Annotated in this window: 15 protein-coding genes; 12 read left to right on the top strand and 3 right to left on the bottom strand. The window is 51.5% G+C overall.

Annotated elements, in window-relative coordinates; all coding sequences use genetic code 11:
- Nucleotides 1-82 precede the first annotated feature (82 nt).
- From CD05_RS0111355 to CD05_RS0111345, 3 genes are read right to left on the bottom strand one after another with little or no spacing between them, the layout of a single operon-like run.
- Nucleotides 83-931 (bottom strand): RluA family pseudouridine synthase, encoded by an 849-nt coding sequence (locus CD05_RS0111355; RefSeq protein WP_051588964.1) that lies wholly within the window; start codon nucleotides 929-931, stop codon nucleotides 83-85.
- A complete protein-coding gene (locus tag CD05_RS19855) occupies nucleotides 915-1,760 on the bottom strand; it encodes a hypothetical protein (protein ID WP_051588963.1) in 846 nt (281 codons plus the stop codon). The genes CD05_RS0111355 and CD05_RS19855 overlap by 17 nt, the downstream gene beginning before the upstream one ends.
- Nucleotides 1,750-2,391, bottom strand: coding sequence for a histidine phosphatase family protein (locus tag CD05_RS0111345; RefSeq protein WP_028510596.1), 642 nt, complete (start codon nucleotides 2,389-2,391; stop codon nucleotides 1,750-1,752). Before CD05_RS0111345 ends, CD05_RS19855 begins: the two co-directional genes overlap by 11 nt.
- A gap of 673 nt (nucleotides 2,392-3,064) precedes the next feature.
- Here CD05_RS0111345 and CD05_RS0111340 point away from each other — a divergent pair.
- The 12 genes from CD05_RS0111340 to CD05_RS0111285 all read left to right on the top strand — a co-directional run bounded on the left by CD05_RS0111340 (nucleotide 3,065) and on the right by CD05_RS0111285 (nucleotide 14,704).
- A complete protein-coding gene (locus CD05_RS0111340) occupies nucleotides 3,065-3,676 on the top strand; it encodes a helix-turn-helix transcriptional regulator (protein WP_028510595.1) in 612 nt (203 codons plus the stop codon).
- A 71-nt stretch (nucleotides 3,677-3,747) separates the two neighbouring features.
- Nucleotides 3,748-4,749, top strand: coding sequence for an FAD:protein FMN transferase (locus CD05_RS0111335; protein ID WP_028510594.1), 1,002 nt, complete (start codon nucleotides 3,748-3,750; stop codon nucleotides 4,747-4,749).
- Between the two features lie 19 nt (nucleotides 4,750-4,768).
- Nucleotides 4,769-6,070 carry an electron transport complex subunit RsxC gene (rsxC, locus tag CD05_RS0111330; protein ID WP_028510593.1) on the top strand — a complete coding sequence of 434 codons (1,302 nt, stop codon included), beginning with the start codon at nucleotides 4,769-4,771 and terminating at the stop codon, nucleotides 6,068-6,070.
- Nucleotides 6,071-6,508: 438 nt separating this feature from the next.
- Complete coding sequence (locus tag CD05_RS0111325; protein ID WP_028510592.1) at nucleotides 6,509-7,450, top strand: RnfABCDGE type electron transport complex subunit D; 942 nt, start codon at nucleotides 6,509-6,511, stop codon at nucleotides 7,448-7,450.
- A complete protein-coding gene (locus CD05_RS0111320) occupies nucleotides 7,443-7,991 on the top strand; it encodes an FMN-binding protein (RefSeq protein WP_028510591.1) in 549 nt (182 codons plus the stop codon). The genes CD05_RS0111325 and CD05_RS0111320 overlap by 8 nt, the downstream gene beginning before the upstream one ends.
- The gene (locus tag CD05_RS0111315; protein ID WP_028510590.1) at nucleotides 7,988-8,689 is read left to right on the top strand and encodes an electron transport complex subunit E; all 702 of its coding nucleotides are present in this window, start codon (nucleotides 7,988-7,990) and stop codon (nucleotides 8,687-8,689) included. The genes CD05_RS0111320 and CD05_RS0111315 overlap by 4 nt, the downstream gene beginning before the upstream one ends.
- Entirely contained in the window at nucleotides 8,686-9,258 is a 573-nt protein-coding gene (locus tag CD05_RS0111310; protein WP_028510589.1) for an RnfABCDGE type electron transport complex subunit A, read from the top strand. The genes CD05_RS0111315 and CD05_RS0111310 overlap by 4 nt, the downstream gene beginning before the upstream one ends.
- Before the next feature lie 423 nt (nucleotides 9,259-9,681).
- A complete protein-coding gene (locus tag CD05_RS0111305; protein WP_028510588.1) occupies nucleotides 9,682-10,470 on the top strand; it encodes an RnfABCDGE type electron transport complex subunit B in 789 nt (262 codons plus the stop codon).
- A gap of 174 nt (nucleotides 10,471-10,644) precedes the next feature.
- Nucleotides 10,645-10,947: a helix-turn-helix domain-containing protein gene (locus tag CD05_RS0111300; protein WP_028509370.1), complete on the top strand. Its 303-nt coding sequence runs from the start codon at nucleotides 10,645-10,647 to the stop codon at nucleotides 10,945-10,947.
- 5 nt (nucleotides 10,948-10,952) lie between these two features.
- On the top strand, nucleotides 10,953-11,807 hold the full coding sequence (locus CD05_RS0111295; RefSeq protein ID WP_242841255.1) for an IS3 family transposase: 855 nt from the start codon (nucleotides 10,953-10,955) through the stop codon (nucleotides 11,805-11,807).
- Between the two features lie 873 nt (nucleotides 11,808-12,680).
- Nucleotides 12,681-13,400, top strand: a complete 720-nt coding sequence (locus CD05_RS0111290) for an RsmE family RNA methyltransferase (RefSeq protein ID WP_028510586.1) — start codon at nucleotides 12,681-12,683, stop codon at nucleotides 13,398-13,400.
- 1,043 nt (nucleotides 13,401-14,443) lie between these two features.
- The gene (locus CD05_RS0111285; protein ID WP_028510585.1) at nucleotides 14,444-14,704 is read left to right on the top strand and encodes a hypothetical protein; all 261 of its coding nucleotides are present in this window, start codon (nucleotides 14,444-14,446) and stop codon (nucleotides 14,702-14,704) included.
- Nucleotides 14,705-14,734: the final 30 nt, after the last annotated feature.

The following is a 14,734-nucleotide window of genomic DNA, read 5'->3' as shown; positions in this document are numbered from 1 at the left end:
CATAATTGTACAAAAAAGAGGTAATTATTTTATTGTTTTTACAATAAAAGCGACATACTTTCGGATGAATTTTTGTAAACATTTAACGAAAAGCCTTGACTAAACCGAGCATATCCTCCGGCAGGGGAGCCTCAATGCAGACATCAACGTTTTCGTCGGGCGAAACAAATTTCAGCCTGCCGCAGTGAAGCGCCTGACGGGGAATGTCCAAAAGACTGCCGCCGTACATATCGTCCCCGGCGAGAGGGTGGCCTGTGTGTGAAAAATGCACCCGTATCTGATGCGTGCGCCCTGTTTCGAGCGTGACCTCGCAAAGCGAATAGCGCTCGTTTCTTTTGAGTGTTTTGAATATAGTCTTTGCATACTGCCCGTCGGGGGCGCATTCACGCTCTATCACCGAGCCGCTCTTGCGCCTTATCGGTATCTCGATGACCCCCTCGCTGCCCGGGTCGCCCTCGCATATGGCGTAGTAGGTCTTGCGCACTGTCTTTGCGGCAAGTGCGGCGCTGTAGCGGCTTTTTGCTATCAGGCAGCAGCCCGAGGTGTCACGGTCAAGGCGGTTTATGCAGTGGAACACCCCACCGCCTGATATGTAGGCATAGTGGTTTGCGAGCGTGTCGTCATGGTGCCTTGCGGAAGGGTGCGAGGGCATGAAAGGCGGCTTGTCAAGCACTATCACCTCTCTGTCCTCATATAATACAGTGACCAGGTCGCTCTTTACCGGGAGTATATCGTCAGACCGCTCTGCAGGCTCGTCTATCCCTGCTATGTCGCCGGGCGAGAGATGATAGTCGGTATGCGCAGGCTTGCCGTTTACGGTTATAGCGCCCTCGTGCTGCTTAAGATAGCACAAAAGCGAGCGTGACACGCCGTTTCTTGCAAGAAAGTCGCTCAGCCGGCAGGGCTTTTGCGCCTTAAACGTGTGCAGCACTTCTTCGCCTCCAGCGCTCGATCATCAGCGGATACTTGTCCTGCCAGTAGGTGCCGAGTATCTCCTTGACAAAGAGCGTGTATGACAGCTTTACATAAGGGATAGCCAGCGGTATCGGGAAAACTGCCAGGCACGGCAGCAGGAATTTTAAGTTGTAGAACCAGAATGAGACATATCTCATGTGCTTTGAATCCATCAGCCTGCATGAAAGGTCGCAGGCATCGAATATATTCATCTTGGGGCTGAGGGTGACTATGTATCTCGTAAGGCTCAGGGATATGCAGTATTTTAACCAGAAGCCCACCCACACGAGCGTGAAGCCCAGAGCCAGCATGAATATGATAAGTATCAGCTTGCTCAGGTTTTCAAGGCGTGCGACGAATGCGCAGCGGTAAACTATATATGAGCTCATCAGCGCCGGCAGCAGCGTGAAAAGCTTTAAAAACAGCATCGTGACAGCGCACCTCATGGCTATCAGCTTTGTGCCGGAAAGGTTTGCGCCGAAATACTGCCTTGTCGTGCTTATCCTGTCATTCTGCACCATGCCTATGTAGTAGCGCCTTAGCATATAAAGCGCCGGGATATAGATAACAAGCAGCGTTATAGCTGTCAGCCCTGCTAAGAATATCAGCTGCGTGACCTTTGGCACATAGTTCTTTATCATGTTGAAAGGCGGTGTGCCGGATTCGTAAAGCAGCGTGAACACTCTTGCAGATACAAGAATGAGCAGTATCACAAACAGTAAATAAAAGTGCAGGAAAACGCCCTGCGCCCAGCAGCGGCGGTGTATCTCCCTGGCCTTTTTGGCTATCTCTCTGTTAGTCAGCATCAGTATCACCCTCGAATGGTAAGAAAGGTACTCTGCCGAGTATCTCAAAGCAGTTTGAGCGCTGCCACATTGAAGCCGAGATAAGTATCTCAAAGCCCTCGCCGAAATCGCAGGAGAGCTGTGAGGGGTCTATCTTCGGCATACCGAAGCAGCTGAGCATATTCATGATGATCCCGCCGTGCGTCACGACAGCGCAGTTTGTCAGTCCCTCGCTCATCATGGCGGCGATTATCTTTGCAAGGGCGGCGTAGCAGCGCTCGACGACGCTCTGCATACTCTCGCCTCCGGGGGGAGGGTTGTCAATACCGCCCTGCATGAATTTCCTGTAGGCAGGGTCGTTTATCAGCTCCTCGGCCTTTTTGTTCTCAAACTCGCCGAAGTCCATTTCCCTGAGCTCCTCGACTATAGTCACAGAAGCGTTAGGGTATAAAAGCGCCGCCGTCTGCGTGCATCTTTTGAGCGGCGAGCAGTAGACCCTCTGTACATAGGGGTATTCGCTGTTCTCTATCTTCTTGTAGAGTTCTTCGGTGCCTTCGCTGCAAAGCGGCAGGTCGGTCGTGCCGATGTATCTGCCTTCTAAGTTTGCGCTCGTCATTCCGTGGCGTATGAGCTGAAGCCTGTAGCCCTTCATAATAAGATCAACTCCGTTGTTTCAAATTGCCCCACCGGGGGCAGGCGTTTTTATGGTGAATATTACTATTTACAAATTGTAAAAATTATTATATAATAAAAAGAGGTGCTGCAATGAATAATGCAAAATGCAAAATGCATAATGCATAATTGAGGTGTCCTGCTTACGCCGCTTATTGCAAGTTTCGCTTTGCGAAACTTGGCTGTCTGCGTTAGCAGACGAGCCCCATATCGGGCGGAAACGCTTCGCTTAGTGAATAGTGAATAGTGAAGAATGAATAGTGAATAGTTGAGGTGCGCCAAAGGCGCACAGCCGAAGGGTCGAGGGGCGACCGGAAAGCCCCTCGTGTACCCCCTGAGAACGAGAGCGTTCCCTTGAAGGTAAGCAGCCCCCACAATTTAGCTACAAGGGTAGTCTCTCCTTATCCTACGCTACGGGTAGGGGGGCTTTTGAGCTGTCGCAGACAGCTCATGCGCCACCCCTGCGGCAGCGTAGCTGCCGCTCACCCCCTTCGGACTTGCCTTTCCTCAGTCACATATCGCCCGATATGGGGCTCGTCTGCTTGCGCAGACAGCCAAGTTTCGCAAAGCGAAACTTGCAATAACCGCCGTCAGGCGCACCTCAACTGTTACCTGTTACCTGTTACCTGTTACCTGCCAAAGGGGTGTTCGTTATGAGCAGTGAAATAAATACAAGCGGCCGTGTGGCGGAGGTAAGGCAGAGACTGCGTGATATCCGCCATGAAAAAGGGATCACCCAGAAGACCGTCGAGCAAAAGACTAAGATAAAACAGTCGCTGCTGTCGGCGTATGAGTCGGGCAGCAGAGAGCTTGGCCTTGGCGATATCCTTGCTCTGTGCGAGGCGTATGAGTGCAGCCTTGCGTTTATCCTCGGGGAGGATAAGGCGCAGCCGTATGATGCTGATAAAAAGACAGATCTGAGCGAGGCGGCAGATATCGAACAGCTGCTCGCAGCACCGCTCGATGAAAGCGAAAAGAAGCTCTGCGATACATATATAAAGCTGCATATCTATAAAGTCCTGCGTGAGCTTTACTGCGCAAACCCAAGACACAAGAACACCAGGCTCTTCAAGCTCTCGGAGGAGCAGCTCGACGCAGCGCTCAGAAGGTCACAAAGCGACCTTGAAAATATGCTGCCTGGTGCTCTTTCACGCAAGAAGGCCTGCGCTAAGAGCATAGAGCTTGAGCCTGAAATGTCGGCAGCGCTGAGAGCCTTTGTCGGGGAGGTCGAGCAAACAGCTTCCCATGTTCCAGATACATTATAACACAGTTTAATATTTTTTTCAAGAGAAGAATAAGACATAATGACATGACAAATTTATGAGGTCATAAGGATATGAAACACAAAACAGCTCTTTTCGGCGTGTGCTTCGGCATAGCGCTGATACTTTTCGGCGGTATACTGCTGTTTGTTCAGAGAAAGAGCTCGCAGCAGGAGGAGGAAGCGCTGACTTCTTCGTTTTTTGCGCTCGATACCATGTGCGAGGTGACTGTCTACGGCACAGATGACCTGACCCCATACCGCTCGACGATAGAGCGCCTTGGCAAGGAGCTTGATCGGTACGACTCTGAGAGCGATGTGAGCAAATTCAACACTGTCGGCAGCGCCGTGCTCACAGGGGCATCAGAGGAGGTCTTTGAGCGCTCAAAGCAGCTCTACGAGCAGTACGGCGGCGTAGATGTCACCTGCGGCGGCCTTATCTCGCTCTGGGGCATAACCTCAGACAGCCCCCGTGTGCCGTCTGATACGCAGATAAAAGCCGAGCTTGATAAAACAGGCTTTGATAAGCTGCAGCAGGACGGCAGCGTGGTAAACGCCCCCTCAGGCACGCAGCTTGATTTCGGCTCGGTCGCAAAGGGGTATATCCTTGACCGTGTGAAAAAACAGCTTGATGATGATAACTCAGGCTGCGCTGTGATCTCTCTCGGCTCGTCCACGCTGCTTTACGGCAGCAAGCCGGACGGCGAGCCTTTCAGGACAGGTATAAAAGACCCCTCGTCGCCTGACAGGCTGCTTTTGAAATTCGAGAGCGGCAGCTGCTTTGTCTCGACCTCGGGAGGGTATGAAAGATACTTCGAGTCGGGCGGTAAGAGATACATACATATCCTCGACCTTGCCACAGGCCGCCCCAGCGAGAGCGACCTTGCAAGCGTTACCGTCATCTGTCAGGACGGGCTGAAAAGCGACTTTTTGTCTACTGCCATATTCATAGGCGGCACAAAGGGGCTTGACAGGTACCTTGAAGATGACAGCATAGAGGTAATTGCGATAGACAAAGACAATAATATACACTATTCCCCCTCGCTTGAAGGAAGGATATCCATGACCGGGGAATAGAGCGGAGGAACACTGATATATGCTTTTTCGTGGAATACACCTTAAAGAAAAAAAGAACACCGCACAGGCTGAAACGGTTGAGCTGCCGCTGCCTGAGAGTGTCAGCATAATGATGGAGCAGAACATGGGCGCACCCTGCGAGCCGCTCGTCAAAAACGGCGACCTGGTCAGGGTCGGGCAGAAGATAGGCTACACAAACGCCCTGCTCTCAGCGCCTGTGCATTCAAGCGTTTCGGGCGAGGTGACGGGTATCACCGAGGTGCTGCTCGCAAACGGCAAGGTCTGCAAGGCCGTGGTCATAAAATGCGACGGGCAGCAGACGCTCAGCGACGAGGTAAAGCCGCCTGTGATAAACAGCCGTGAGGAGTTTATTGAAGCTGTCAGAGAATCGGGCTGCTGCGGTCTGGGCGGTGCAGGATTTCCCACCCACGTCAAGCTCTCGGCTGCGAAGGATAAGCAGATAGACTGCCTTGTTTTAAACGGTGCCGAGTGCGAGCCGTACATCACCTCAGACCACAGAGAGATGCTCGAAAACGCCGAAAACGTCATATCCGGTGCAAAGAGCGTCATGAGATACCTTGATATACCAAAGTGCATAATAGGCATTGAGGCAAACAAGCCCGATGCTATCGAAAAGATGCAGCAGCTCACGGCAAACGAGCCTTACATCACGGTAAAGACCTTAAGGAGCGAATATCCGCAGGGTGCTGAAAAGATGATAACCTATTCCTGCACCGGGATGATAGTCAAAGAGGGCGAATTCCCGGCGGACAAGGGCGTTATCGTCATGAACGTATCCACAGCAGGCTTTATCGACAGCTATCTTAAAACAGGTATGCCGCTTGTAAAGAGAAGGCTGACTGTTGACGGCTCTGCCGTGCGCACTCCCTGCAACATAAGGGCTGTCATCGGCACGCCGCTCAGGAGCATATTGGAATACGCCGACTGTGATGCCGAAAAGGTCTGGAAGCTGCTGGTAGGCGGCCCTATGATGGGGCTTTGCACCTACGACCCGGGCTATCCGCTCATCAAGACAGCGAATGCCCTGCTGGCTTTCACCGAGCCGATAAAAGACAAGAAATACATCGAAGCTCACAGGCAGACTGCCTGCATACGCTGCGGCCGCTGCATAAGCGCCTGCCCTATGGGGCTCATGCCGACCGAGCTTGAAAAGGCCTACGACAGAAAAGACAAGCAGCGTCTGACTGCGCTCAAAGTCAATCTCTGCATGAACTGCGGCGCCTGCTCCTACGTCTGCCCCGCAAGGCGTGACCTTGCCGCCAAGCACCAGCTGGCAAAGGCAATGGTACTGAAAAAATAGTTAACAGTTATCAGTTAACAGTTAACAGTTAAGGTGTCGGCTGGCGCCGACGTATGGCCATTCGGCCTGTCAGTCGGACGATTTCAGCTAAATCGTAGGACTTGCAACCCCGAAGGGGGTGGCGTAGGCGCAGCCGGAGCAGGGGGGCGACCGGAAAGCCCCCCTACTGTAGCGTGAGGATAGTGAGAGACTACCCCTGAGCTGATACGTCCGGTTGCTTTCCTTCAAGGCGGCTCTCTCGTTTTCAGGGGGTACACGAGGGGCTTTCCGGTCGCCCCTCGACCCTTCGGAAATGCATATCCTACGATTTAGCTGAAATCGTCTGACAAACACGGCCGAATGGCCATACCGTGCGCCTTTGGCGCACACCATACCTGTTACCTGTTACCTGTAACCTGTTACCTGAGATAATTATGCATTTATATAGGAGAATATATGATGGAAAAACTTACAGTCACCGCTTCCCCTCATGAGAGAGGGAGTACATCAACGGCAAGGATAATGACAGATGTTATCATTGCACTGATACCGGCGCTCGTTGTCTCGGGATTTGTTTTCGGGGGCAGGGCGCTTATGCTGACGGGATTTTGTATGATAAGCGCTATGGCGCTCGAAAGACTGTGTAACCTCGTGATGAAGCGTGAGAGCTCGATAGGCGACCTCTCGGCGGCCGTGACGGGTATGCTGCTTGCATTCAACCTGCCTGTGACGATATCCTATTTCAAGGCGTTTATCGGCGTGTTTGTCGCTGTCGTCATCACAAAGCAGCTTTTCGGCGGCCTCGGGCATAACTTCGCAAACCCGGCTATCGTCGGCAGGATAGTGCTCATGCTCTCTTTCCCGGCGGCTATGACGAACTGGGCTGTGCCTTTCTATGATGATAAGGATATCGTGACAGGGGCTACCCCTCTCGTGAGCGACCCCGTATCATACCAGGATCTTTTCCTCGGCAATATCGGCGGCTGCCTTGGCGAGACGTGTAAGGCGGCTCTGCTTTTCGGCGGCTTCTACCTCATAGCAAGAAACGTCATAAACCCTGTCACACCGCTTGCATTTATCGGCACGGTGTTCGTCTTCTCGGCTGTCACAGGGCATGACGGGCTTTATCAGATACTAAGCGGCGGACTTATCTTGGGTGCTTTCTTTATGGCGACAGATTATGTCACTACACCTATCACCACGACAGGCAAGTTCATCTTCGGCATAGGCTGCGGCCTGCTCACCTGCGTGATAAGGTTCTACGCCGGATACCCCGAGGGCGTGTCGTTCTCGATACTGCTGATGAACATAGCAACGCCCCTTATTGATATGGCCACCGAGAAGAAGTCACCTCTCGGCAGGTATGTAAAGGCTGAAGAAAGCGGTGAGAGCGATGCTTAAGAGATATATCCTGCCGCCGCTCGTGCTGACGCTTATCTGTGCAGCGGTAAGCGGCCTGCTCGCACTGGCTTACGATGCGACATATGTTGATGAGACAGGCGTTCTGACAGCCAAGCTGATAACCGCCTGCGACGATGCTGCCGGCAACGGCGAATACGAGATGCTGCTCGATGACGGCGAGCCTGTGACCTTCGGGTACGACGAGGTGAGCTCTGTCATCATTGATAAAAAGCGTGATATCTGCTTTATCGAGCTGACTGAGGACGGCTATTCGACAGGCGGCCTTCACTTTGTGGTCGGCATAGAGAAAAACGGCATAGTCATGGGTGTGGGCTTTGTATCAAACACCGACACCCCCGGCCTTGGCTCAAAGGTCTCGGAAAAAGAATACCTTGCAAAATACAAGAACCTCAAAAACGGCAACGAGGCCGAGCAGATCGACAACGTGACCTCTGCGACCTACTCGTCAAAGGGGCTCAAAAGGGGCATAGCACTTGCCCTTGACATCTATCATAAACACAAGGGGGAGATCTTCAGGTGAGCGAGAAAAGACCGCTTTCGCAGGAGCTTTTAAAGGGCATCATAAAGGAAAACCCCGTGTTTGTGACGATGCTCGGTATGTGTCCGACGCTTGCCGTCACCACCCTTGCCAAAAACGGCATAGGCATGGGGCTTGCGACGACCTTTGTGCTTGTCTGCTCGAATATAGTGATATCGCTTTTAAAGAAAGTGATACCCGACTCGGTGCGCCTGCCTGCATTCATAGTCATAATCGCAGGCTTTGTGACGCTTATAGAGTTTCTTATGAAAGGCTGTCTGCCCGAGCTTTACGACGCTCTCGGCATATTCCTTTCACTCATAACGGTAAACTGCATAATCCTCGGGCGTGCCGAGGTGTTTGCAAGCAAGAACAACGTCCTGCGCTCGGCTCTTGACGGGCTCGGCATGGGGCTTGGCTTCACGCTGGCGCTGTTTCTGATGGGCAGCGTGCGTGAGGTATTAGGCTCGGGCTGCTTCTGGGGCATCAAGCTCGGAGCACTCGCAGGAGAGCCTGTGCTGATATTCATAATGCCTGCCGGGGGCTTTCTGACACTTGGCGTGATAATCGCCGTGATAAACAAGATAGCCGGCAGAAGACCGCCTGCTGAGATAAGCTGCGAGGGCTGCCCTTCTGCACAGGCGTGTGCCAAATGCGGCAGCAGGTCGGCCTGTGCTGAGAAAGGTGAGGTGAGCGCATGAAAGAGCTTATAATGATACTCATAGGGGCTGCACTTATAAACAACGTGGTGCTGTCGCAGTTCATGGGCATATGTGCATTCTTAGGCACCTCAAAGCAGTTAAAAAGCTCGGTCGGCATGGGGCTTGCGGTAATGTTTGTCATGTTTTTCGCAACACTCGTGACATACCCTGTATACATTCTTCTTGGAAAAATTGATGCGCAGTATTTGAAGACAGTAGCGTTCATTCTTGTCATAGCGCTGTTTGTCCAGCTTGCCGAAATGGCGATAAAGCGCTATCTGCCGCCGCTGTACAAAGCACTTGGCGTATATCTGCCGCTCATAACCACCAACTGCGCCGTACTCGGTGCTGCCATCACAAATGTTGACAGAAAATACACTCTCGGGGAGAGTCTTGTAAACTCCTTCGGCACAGGGCTTGGCTTCACGCTTGCGCTGGTATTGTTTGCCGGCGTGCGCATACGTCTTGAAAGCTCAGACATTCCCGAGACATTCAAAGGCGTTCCCGCAACTTTAGTCGCCGCAGCGATAGTCTCGCTGAGCTTTATGGGGTTTGTGGGAATAGTATAAAACAGGTAACAGGAGTAACGCTGCGCTCAATGAATAGTGAATAGTGAATAGTGAAGAGTGAATAGTTGAGGTGTCGGCTGGCGCCGACGTATGCCCATTCGGGCGATATGTGACTGAGGAAAGGCAAGTCCGAAGGGGGTGGCGTAGGCGCAGCCGTAGCAGGGGGGCGACCGGAAAGCCCCCCTACCCGTAGCGTAAGGATAGTGAGAGACTACCCTTGAAGCTATTTAGTTGGGGAGCTGACCTTCAAGGCGACTCTCTCGTTCTCAGGGGGTACACGAGGGGCTTTCCGGTCGCCCCTCGACCCTTCGGTTCGCCGCCTTCGGCGGCTCTGCCCGAATGGGCATACCGTGCGCCTGCGGCGCACACCACAATTATGCATTATGCATTATGCATTATGCATTTAAAAAGGGAGCTTATCTGATGAATATACTCTATCCGATAATATTCTTCGCTGTGCTGGGGCTGGCGGCAGGGCTGCTGCTGGCGGCGGCATCGAAGATATTCTATGTAAAGACCGACGAGCGTGTCGAAAAGATAGCCTCGTCGCTGCCGAATATCAACTGCGGAGCCTGCGGCTTTTCGGGCTGCGAGGGCTATGCCGAGGCGATAGTGAAGGACGGCGCTGCGCCTGACCTTTGCAGGACTGGCGGTGCTCAGGCGCTTGCGGCGATATCTGAGATAATGGGCATCGAGGCATCAGCCAGCGAGCCTGAACGTGCCGTGGTGCGCTGCAAGGGCGACTGCGAGGCAGCGGGCGTAAAATACGACTTCGAGGGCGTTAAAAGCTGCGCTGCTGCGGAAATATACTACAGCGGCTATAAAAAATGCACCTCAGGCTGTTTAGGCCTGGGTGACTGCGTAAAGGTCTGCCCCAAGGGGGCTATCAGCATCAGGAACGGCATTGCTGTTATTGATGATTGCTTATGCATCGGCTGCGGTCTGTGCGTGCGTGAATGCCCGAACGGTCTTATCGCCTTAAGAAAGATATCCGCCGGGGTGGATTATCTGTGTATGTCGTCAAACTCCGCCAAGGACACCGTCGCTGCCTGCCAAAACGGCTGCATCGGCTGTCGTCAGTGCGAGAGGGTCTGTCCTGAGGGTGCTGTCAGGGTGGAGAACGGTCATGCAGTGCTTGACTACTCGCTCTGCACCGGCTGCGGCAAGTGCGCAGAGGTCTGCAAGAGGGGAGTTATCTCAGTTAACAGGTAACAGTTAACAGGTAACAGTTGAGGTGCGGCTTACGCCGCAGATGCCCATTCGGGCGGTAACGCTGCGCTCAGTGAATAATGAATAGTGAAGAGTGAATAGTGAATTGAACCTGTATAATAAAACTACACATTTGAAGTTAATAATGATATAATATAAAAAAGGAGTTGGCTTCAAATGAGCACACATGGAGAAAACAGTCGGGAATTCAAATTTAAGATCATGGAACTGCACTTCAAAGATAACATATCTGTGAAAGTGTTATCCGAAAAATTCGCAATACCGGAGCAAACGATCTACACATGGCGCAGAGAGTACAGAAAGTACGGCGAGGATGCATTTGTAGGCTGTGGGAAACAGCGTCCGCAGGATGCAGAACTTAGGCGATTGAAGAAAGAAAACGAAAAGCTCAGGATGCAGGTAGAGATCTTAAAAAAAGTTGCGGCATATCAGGCAGAGCAAGAGTCAAAGAAAAGATAGATGACTTGCGGGCGAGAGGATTGGATAAATATCCGATCAATCTGGTATGTCAGACTCTCGGGATAAGTACAAGATCATATTATGACCGAAAGGAAAACCCTCACAGCAACAAAGAAAAAGAAGATCTGGAGCTTGTAGAGAAAATGCAGACGATCTTCGCTGAAAGCTATGAGGAGTATGGCAGAGTGCGTATGAAAAAAGCACTTGAAGAAGCCGGATACCCGATGAGTGAGGGGAAAGTCGGAAGGCTGATGCGTCAAGGAAATATGTACCCGAAAAAATGCAAAAAATATAGGGCAACGACCAACAGCAGGCACAAGTATCAAGTTGCAGAAAATCTTCTTGACCGCAATTTTAATGCTGATAAGCCAAACCGAAAGTGGTGCGGAGACAGCACTTACATATGGACAGACGAAGGCTGGCTGTACGCAGCAGGGATAATAGACCTATGTGCACGTGATTGTGTCGGATTAAGCTTTAGCAGCAAACACACGCAGGAACTGATGATCGATTCGCTTGATCAGGCATTCAAAAAATACAAGCCGGGCGAAGGACTGCTGTTCCATTCTGACCGAGGCGTGCAATATGCTTCCAATGCATACAAAAACAAGCTTCAAAAGTACAAGATGATCCAAAGTATGTCTCGAAGCGGTGTGCCATATGACAATGCACCTATGGAAAGCTTCTGGGCAACGGTCAAAAATGCCTGTGTACATGGCTGTAGGTTCAAAACGAGGAAGGAAGCCGAGCTAAAAATATTTGAATACGTCTTTGGCTTTTACAACACACATCGTTATCACAGCTCAAACGGCTTAAAAACGCCATATGAGCTCAGAAATGAAAAGCTTTCTATTGGCTGATATCAATAGTTTTATTAACTTTATGTGTGCAGAAAACTTGACAGGTTCAAATAGTTGAGGTGTCGGCTGGCGCCGACGTATGCCCATTCGGGCGTGTCGGTCGGACGATTTCAGCTAAGCTGTAGGATATACTTCCGAAGTGGGCTGTCTTCGTCGTCGTTGTCTTCGTCTTCTTCCTTGTCGTAAGTGTCGGGATATCCCCGAAGGGGGTGGCGCAGGCGCAGCCGGAGCAGGGGGGCGACCGGAAAGCCCCCCTACCTGTAGCGTGAACAAAACGAGAGACTACCCCTTTAGCTATTCAGTCGGACAAATCACCTTCAAGGCGGCTCTCTCGCTCTCCGAGGGTACACCGAGGGGCTTTCCGGTCGCCCCTCGACCCTTCGGCTGTGCGCCTTTGGCGCACACCATAACTATTCACTATTAATTCTTCACTATTCACTATTCACTAAGCGAAGCGTTTCCGGCCGAATGGCCATACCGTGCGCCTTTGGCGCACACCACACCTGTTACCTGTTACCTGTAACCTGTTACCTGAAAAAGCGAGCTCATGCGCCCCTCGACCCTTCGGTTCGCCGCCCTTCGATCTACCCGGTGCAGGGGCAAAAAAATTTCCGCAGCGAGCTAAGGCTGCGGAAACCAAAAGAAAAAATTATAGGGGAGAAGTCGGCAGTAAACTGCCGAAATATGGAGACTGAATTGAAAAGGTCTCCATACCAAAATATGAAAAACAAATTTGGCTTGTATATATAGTACAATATCCAGGTGAAAATAGAGTGAAAAAAATTTGTCCGCAAGGTAAAATATTATAAAACAGTGTAAGGAAAAAACGTTTTAATTTTGCGTAAAATGTGAACGATTGGGAGAATGAACATCATGCCGAGATTTTTTGTTGATAATGTGAACAGCGATAAGGTGATACTCACCGGCGAGAACGCACGCCACATAGGCCGCAGCCTGCGCATGAAGGTAGGCGATGTGCTGACTTTATGCTGCGAGGGAACGGACTACGAATGCAGCATCAGCGCCTTTACCGACAGCGAGGTCTGCTGCGATGTGGTGTCCTCACGCAAGACTGAGAGCGAGCCGGAGACTAAGCTGACGCTCTTTCAGGCGATGCCAAAGGGCGACAAGGCCGAGACAATAGTTCAGAAAGCCGTCGAACTGGGCGCATATGAGGTCGTCTTCGTGATGACGGCAAGGTGTGTCTCACGCCCTGACGAAAAGAGCTTTGCAAAGCGGCTGGAGCGGCTCAACAAGGTGTCATTGGAAGCCGCCAAGCAGTGCGGCAGGGGAATAATACCCAGGGTCAGCGGAATAATATCTTTAAGCGAGCTGACAGGCAGGCTGTCTTCCTTTGACAAGGCGCTCATGTGCTACGAGAAAGGCGGCGCTTCGTTATCCGATGCAGGCATATCCCGTGGGCAGAGGATAGCCCTGTTTATCGGCAGCGAGGGCGGCTTTGAGCAGGCCGAGGCAGACGCTTTCGTATCCGCAGGCGGCGAGCTGACAGGCTTAGGCGCACGCATTCTCCGCTGCGAAACAGCCCCCGTTGCCGCTGCGAGCATCATCATGCACTTAGCAGGGGAAATGTAAGGCAGCGCAAGGCGCTGCCAGTTAACAGTTAACAGGTAACAGTTAACAGGTAACAGTTAAGGTGCGCCTGCGGCGCTTATGCCCATTCGGGCAATATGTGACCGAGGAAAGGCAAGTCCGAAGTGGGCTGTCTTCGTCTTCGTCGTCCTCCACTTCGTGTGTTGAGGTGAACCCGAAGGGGGTGAGCGGCAGCTCTGCTGACGCAGGGGGGCGACCGGAAAGCACCTCGGTGTACCCTATGGTAGCGAGAGTGCTACCTTGAAGGTAAGCAGCCCCCATACTCTTTGGGAGCAAACACTTTATACTGTATAAAACCTTTCCTCATAATTGTGTCTTTGGTTTTCAACACCTTTATCTGACCGCCGCTTAGGCGTGTCACGCAAAGTCTTTGCTAACCGCAGCGTAATTGAGCTATCGAGAGGCAAAGAGAGATTCAGGAAAAGGGGAGTTTGAGGGGGGAAACCTAAAGGGGGAAAGTCCTCCGATAGCGGCGTAAGCCAAATATCCTGTCCTCCTTTGGGTTTCCCCCCTCATATCGTACCCTAAGGTGACGAGAGAGCCGCCTTGAAGGAAAGCTGACCCCACTGTATAGCTAAAGGGGTAGTCTCTCGCTATCCTACGCTACAGATAGGGGGGCTTTCCGGTCGCCCCCCTGCGTCAGCGAAGCTGCCGCACACCCCCTTCGGGGATATGCCCACACGCTGAGTTGAAGACGAAGACGAAGACAACGACGAAGACAGCCCCCTTCGGACTGACCTTTCCTCGGTCACATATTGCCCGAATGGGCATACGTCGGCGCAAGCCGACACCACAACTGTTACCTGTTACCTGTTAACTGTTAACTGAGCAAAAGTTGTCTTAAACAACTTGCAAAAAATACTTTAACATTTTTGTGAGAAATGACAAAAATGTAATTGCAAATCTTTTTTGTTTGGTGAGGACTTGCAAATTTTAATACATTGTGATATAATTACATTATCGTGAAACTGACTGATAAGGTCATATCACTGTGTGAAAATTAAATTATAAGGAGATGTTTTATTATGGGTAAGGCATTAAAGGTAGCAGCAGCTTTAGGCGTTGCAGCAGCAGGTACAGCAGCAGTTCTCGCTCTTAAAAAGCGTAAGGAGCTCGAGGATTATGACTACGAAGAGCTCGATGAGGACTTCGATGAGTGCTTAGACGACTGCGAGGCTTGTGAGGAAGGCGCAGAAGAAGCAGCTGAGGAAACTGCTGAGACTACTGATGATGTTGAGGCTGACCTCGATAAGGTAGAAGAAACAGTTGAGGAAGTTGACGAATAAGATCTGACATTCGCCCCGGGTGCTCTCGGG

The organism is Ruminococcus sp. NK3A76, assembly GCF_000686125.1.
In the GTDB taxonomy this organism is placed as follows: domain Bacteria; phylum Bacillota; class Clostridia; order Oscillospirales; family Ruminococcaceae; genus NK3A76.
Note: the sequence above shows the minus strand (reverse complement) of the source record. Positions and strands in the feature narration are given on the sequence as shown.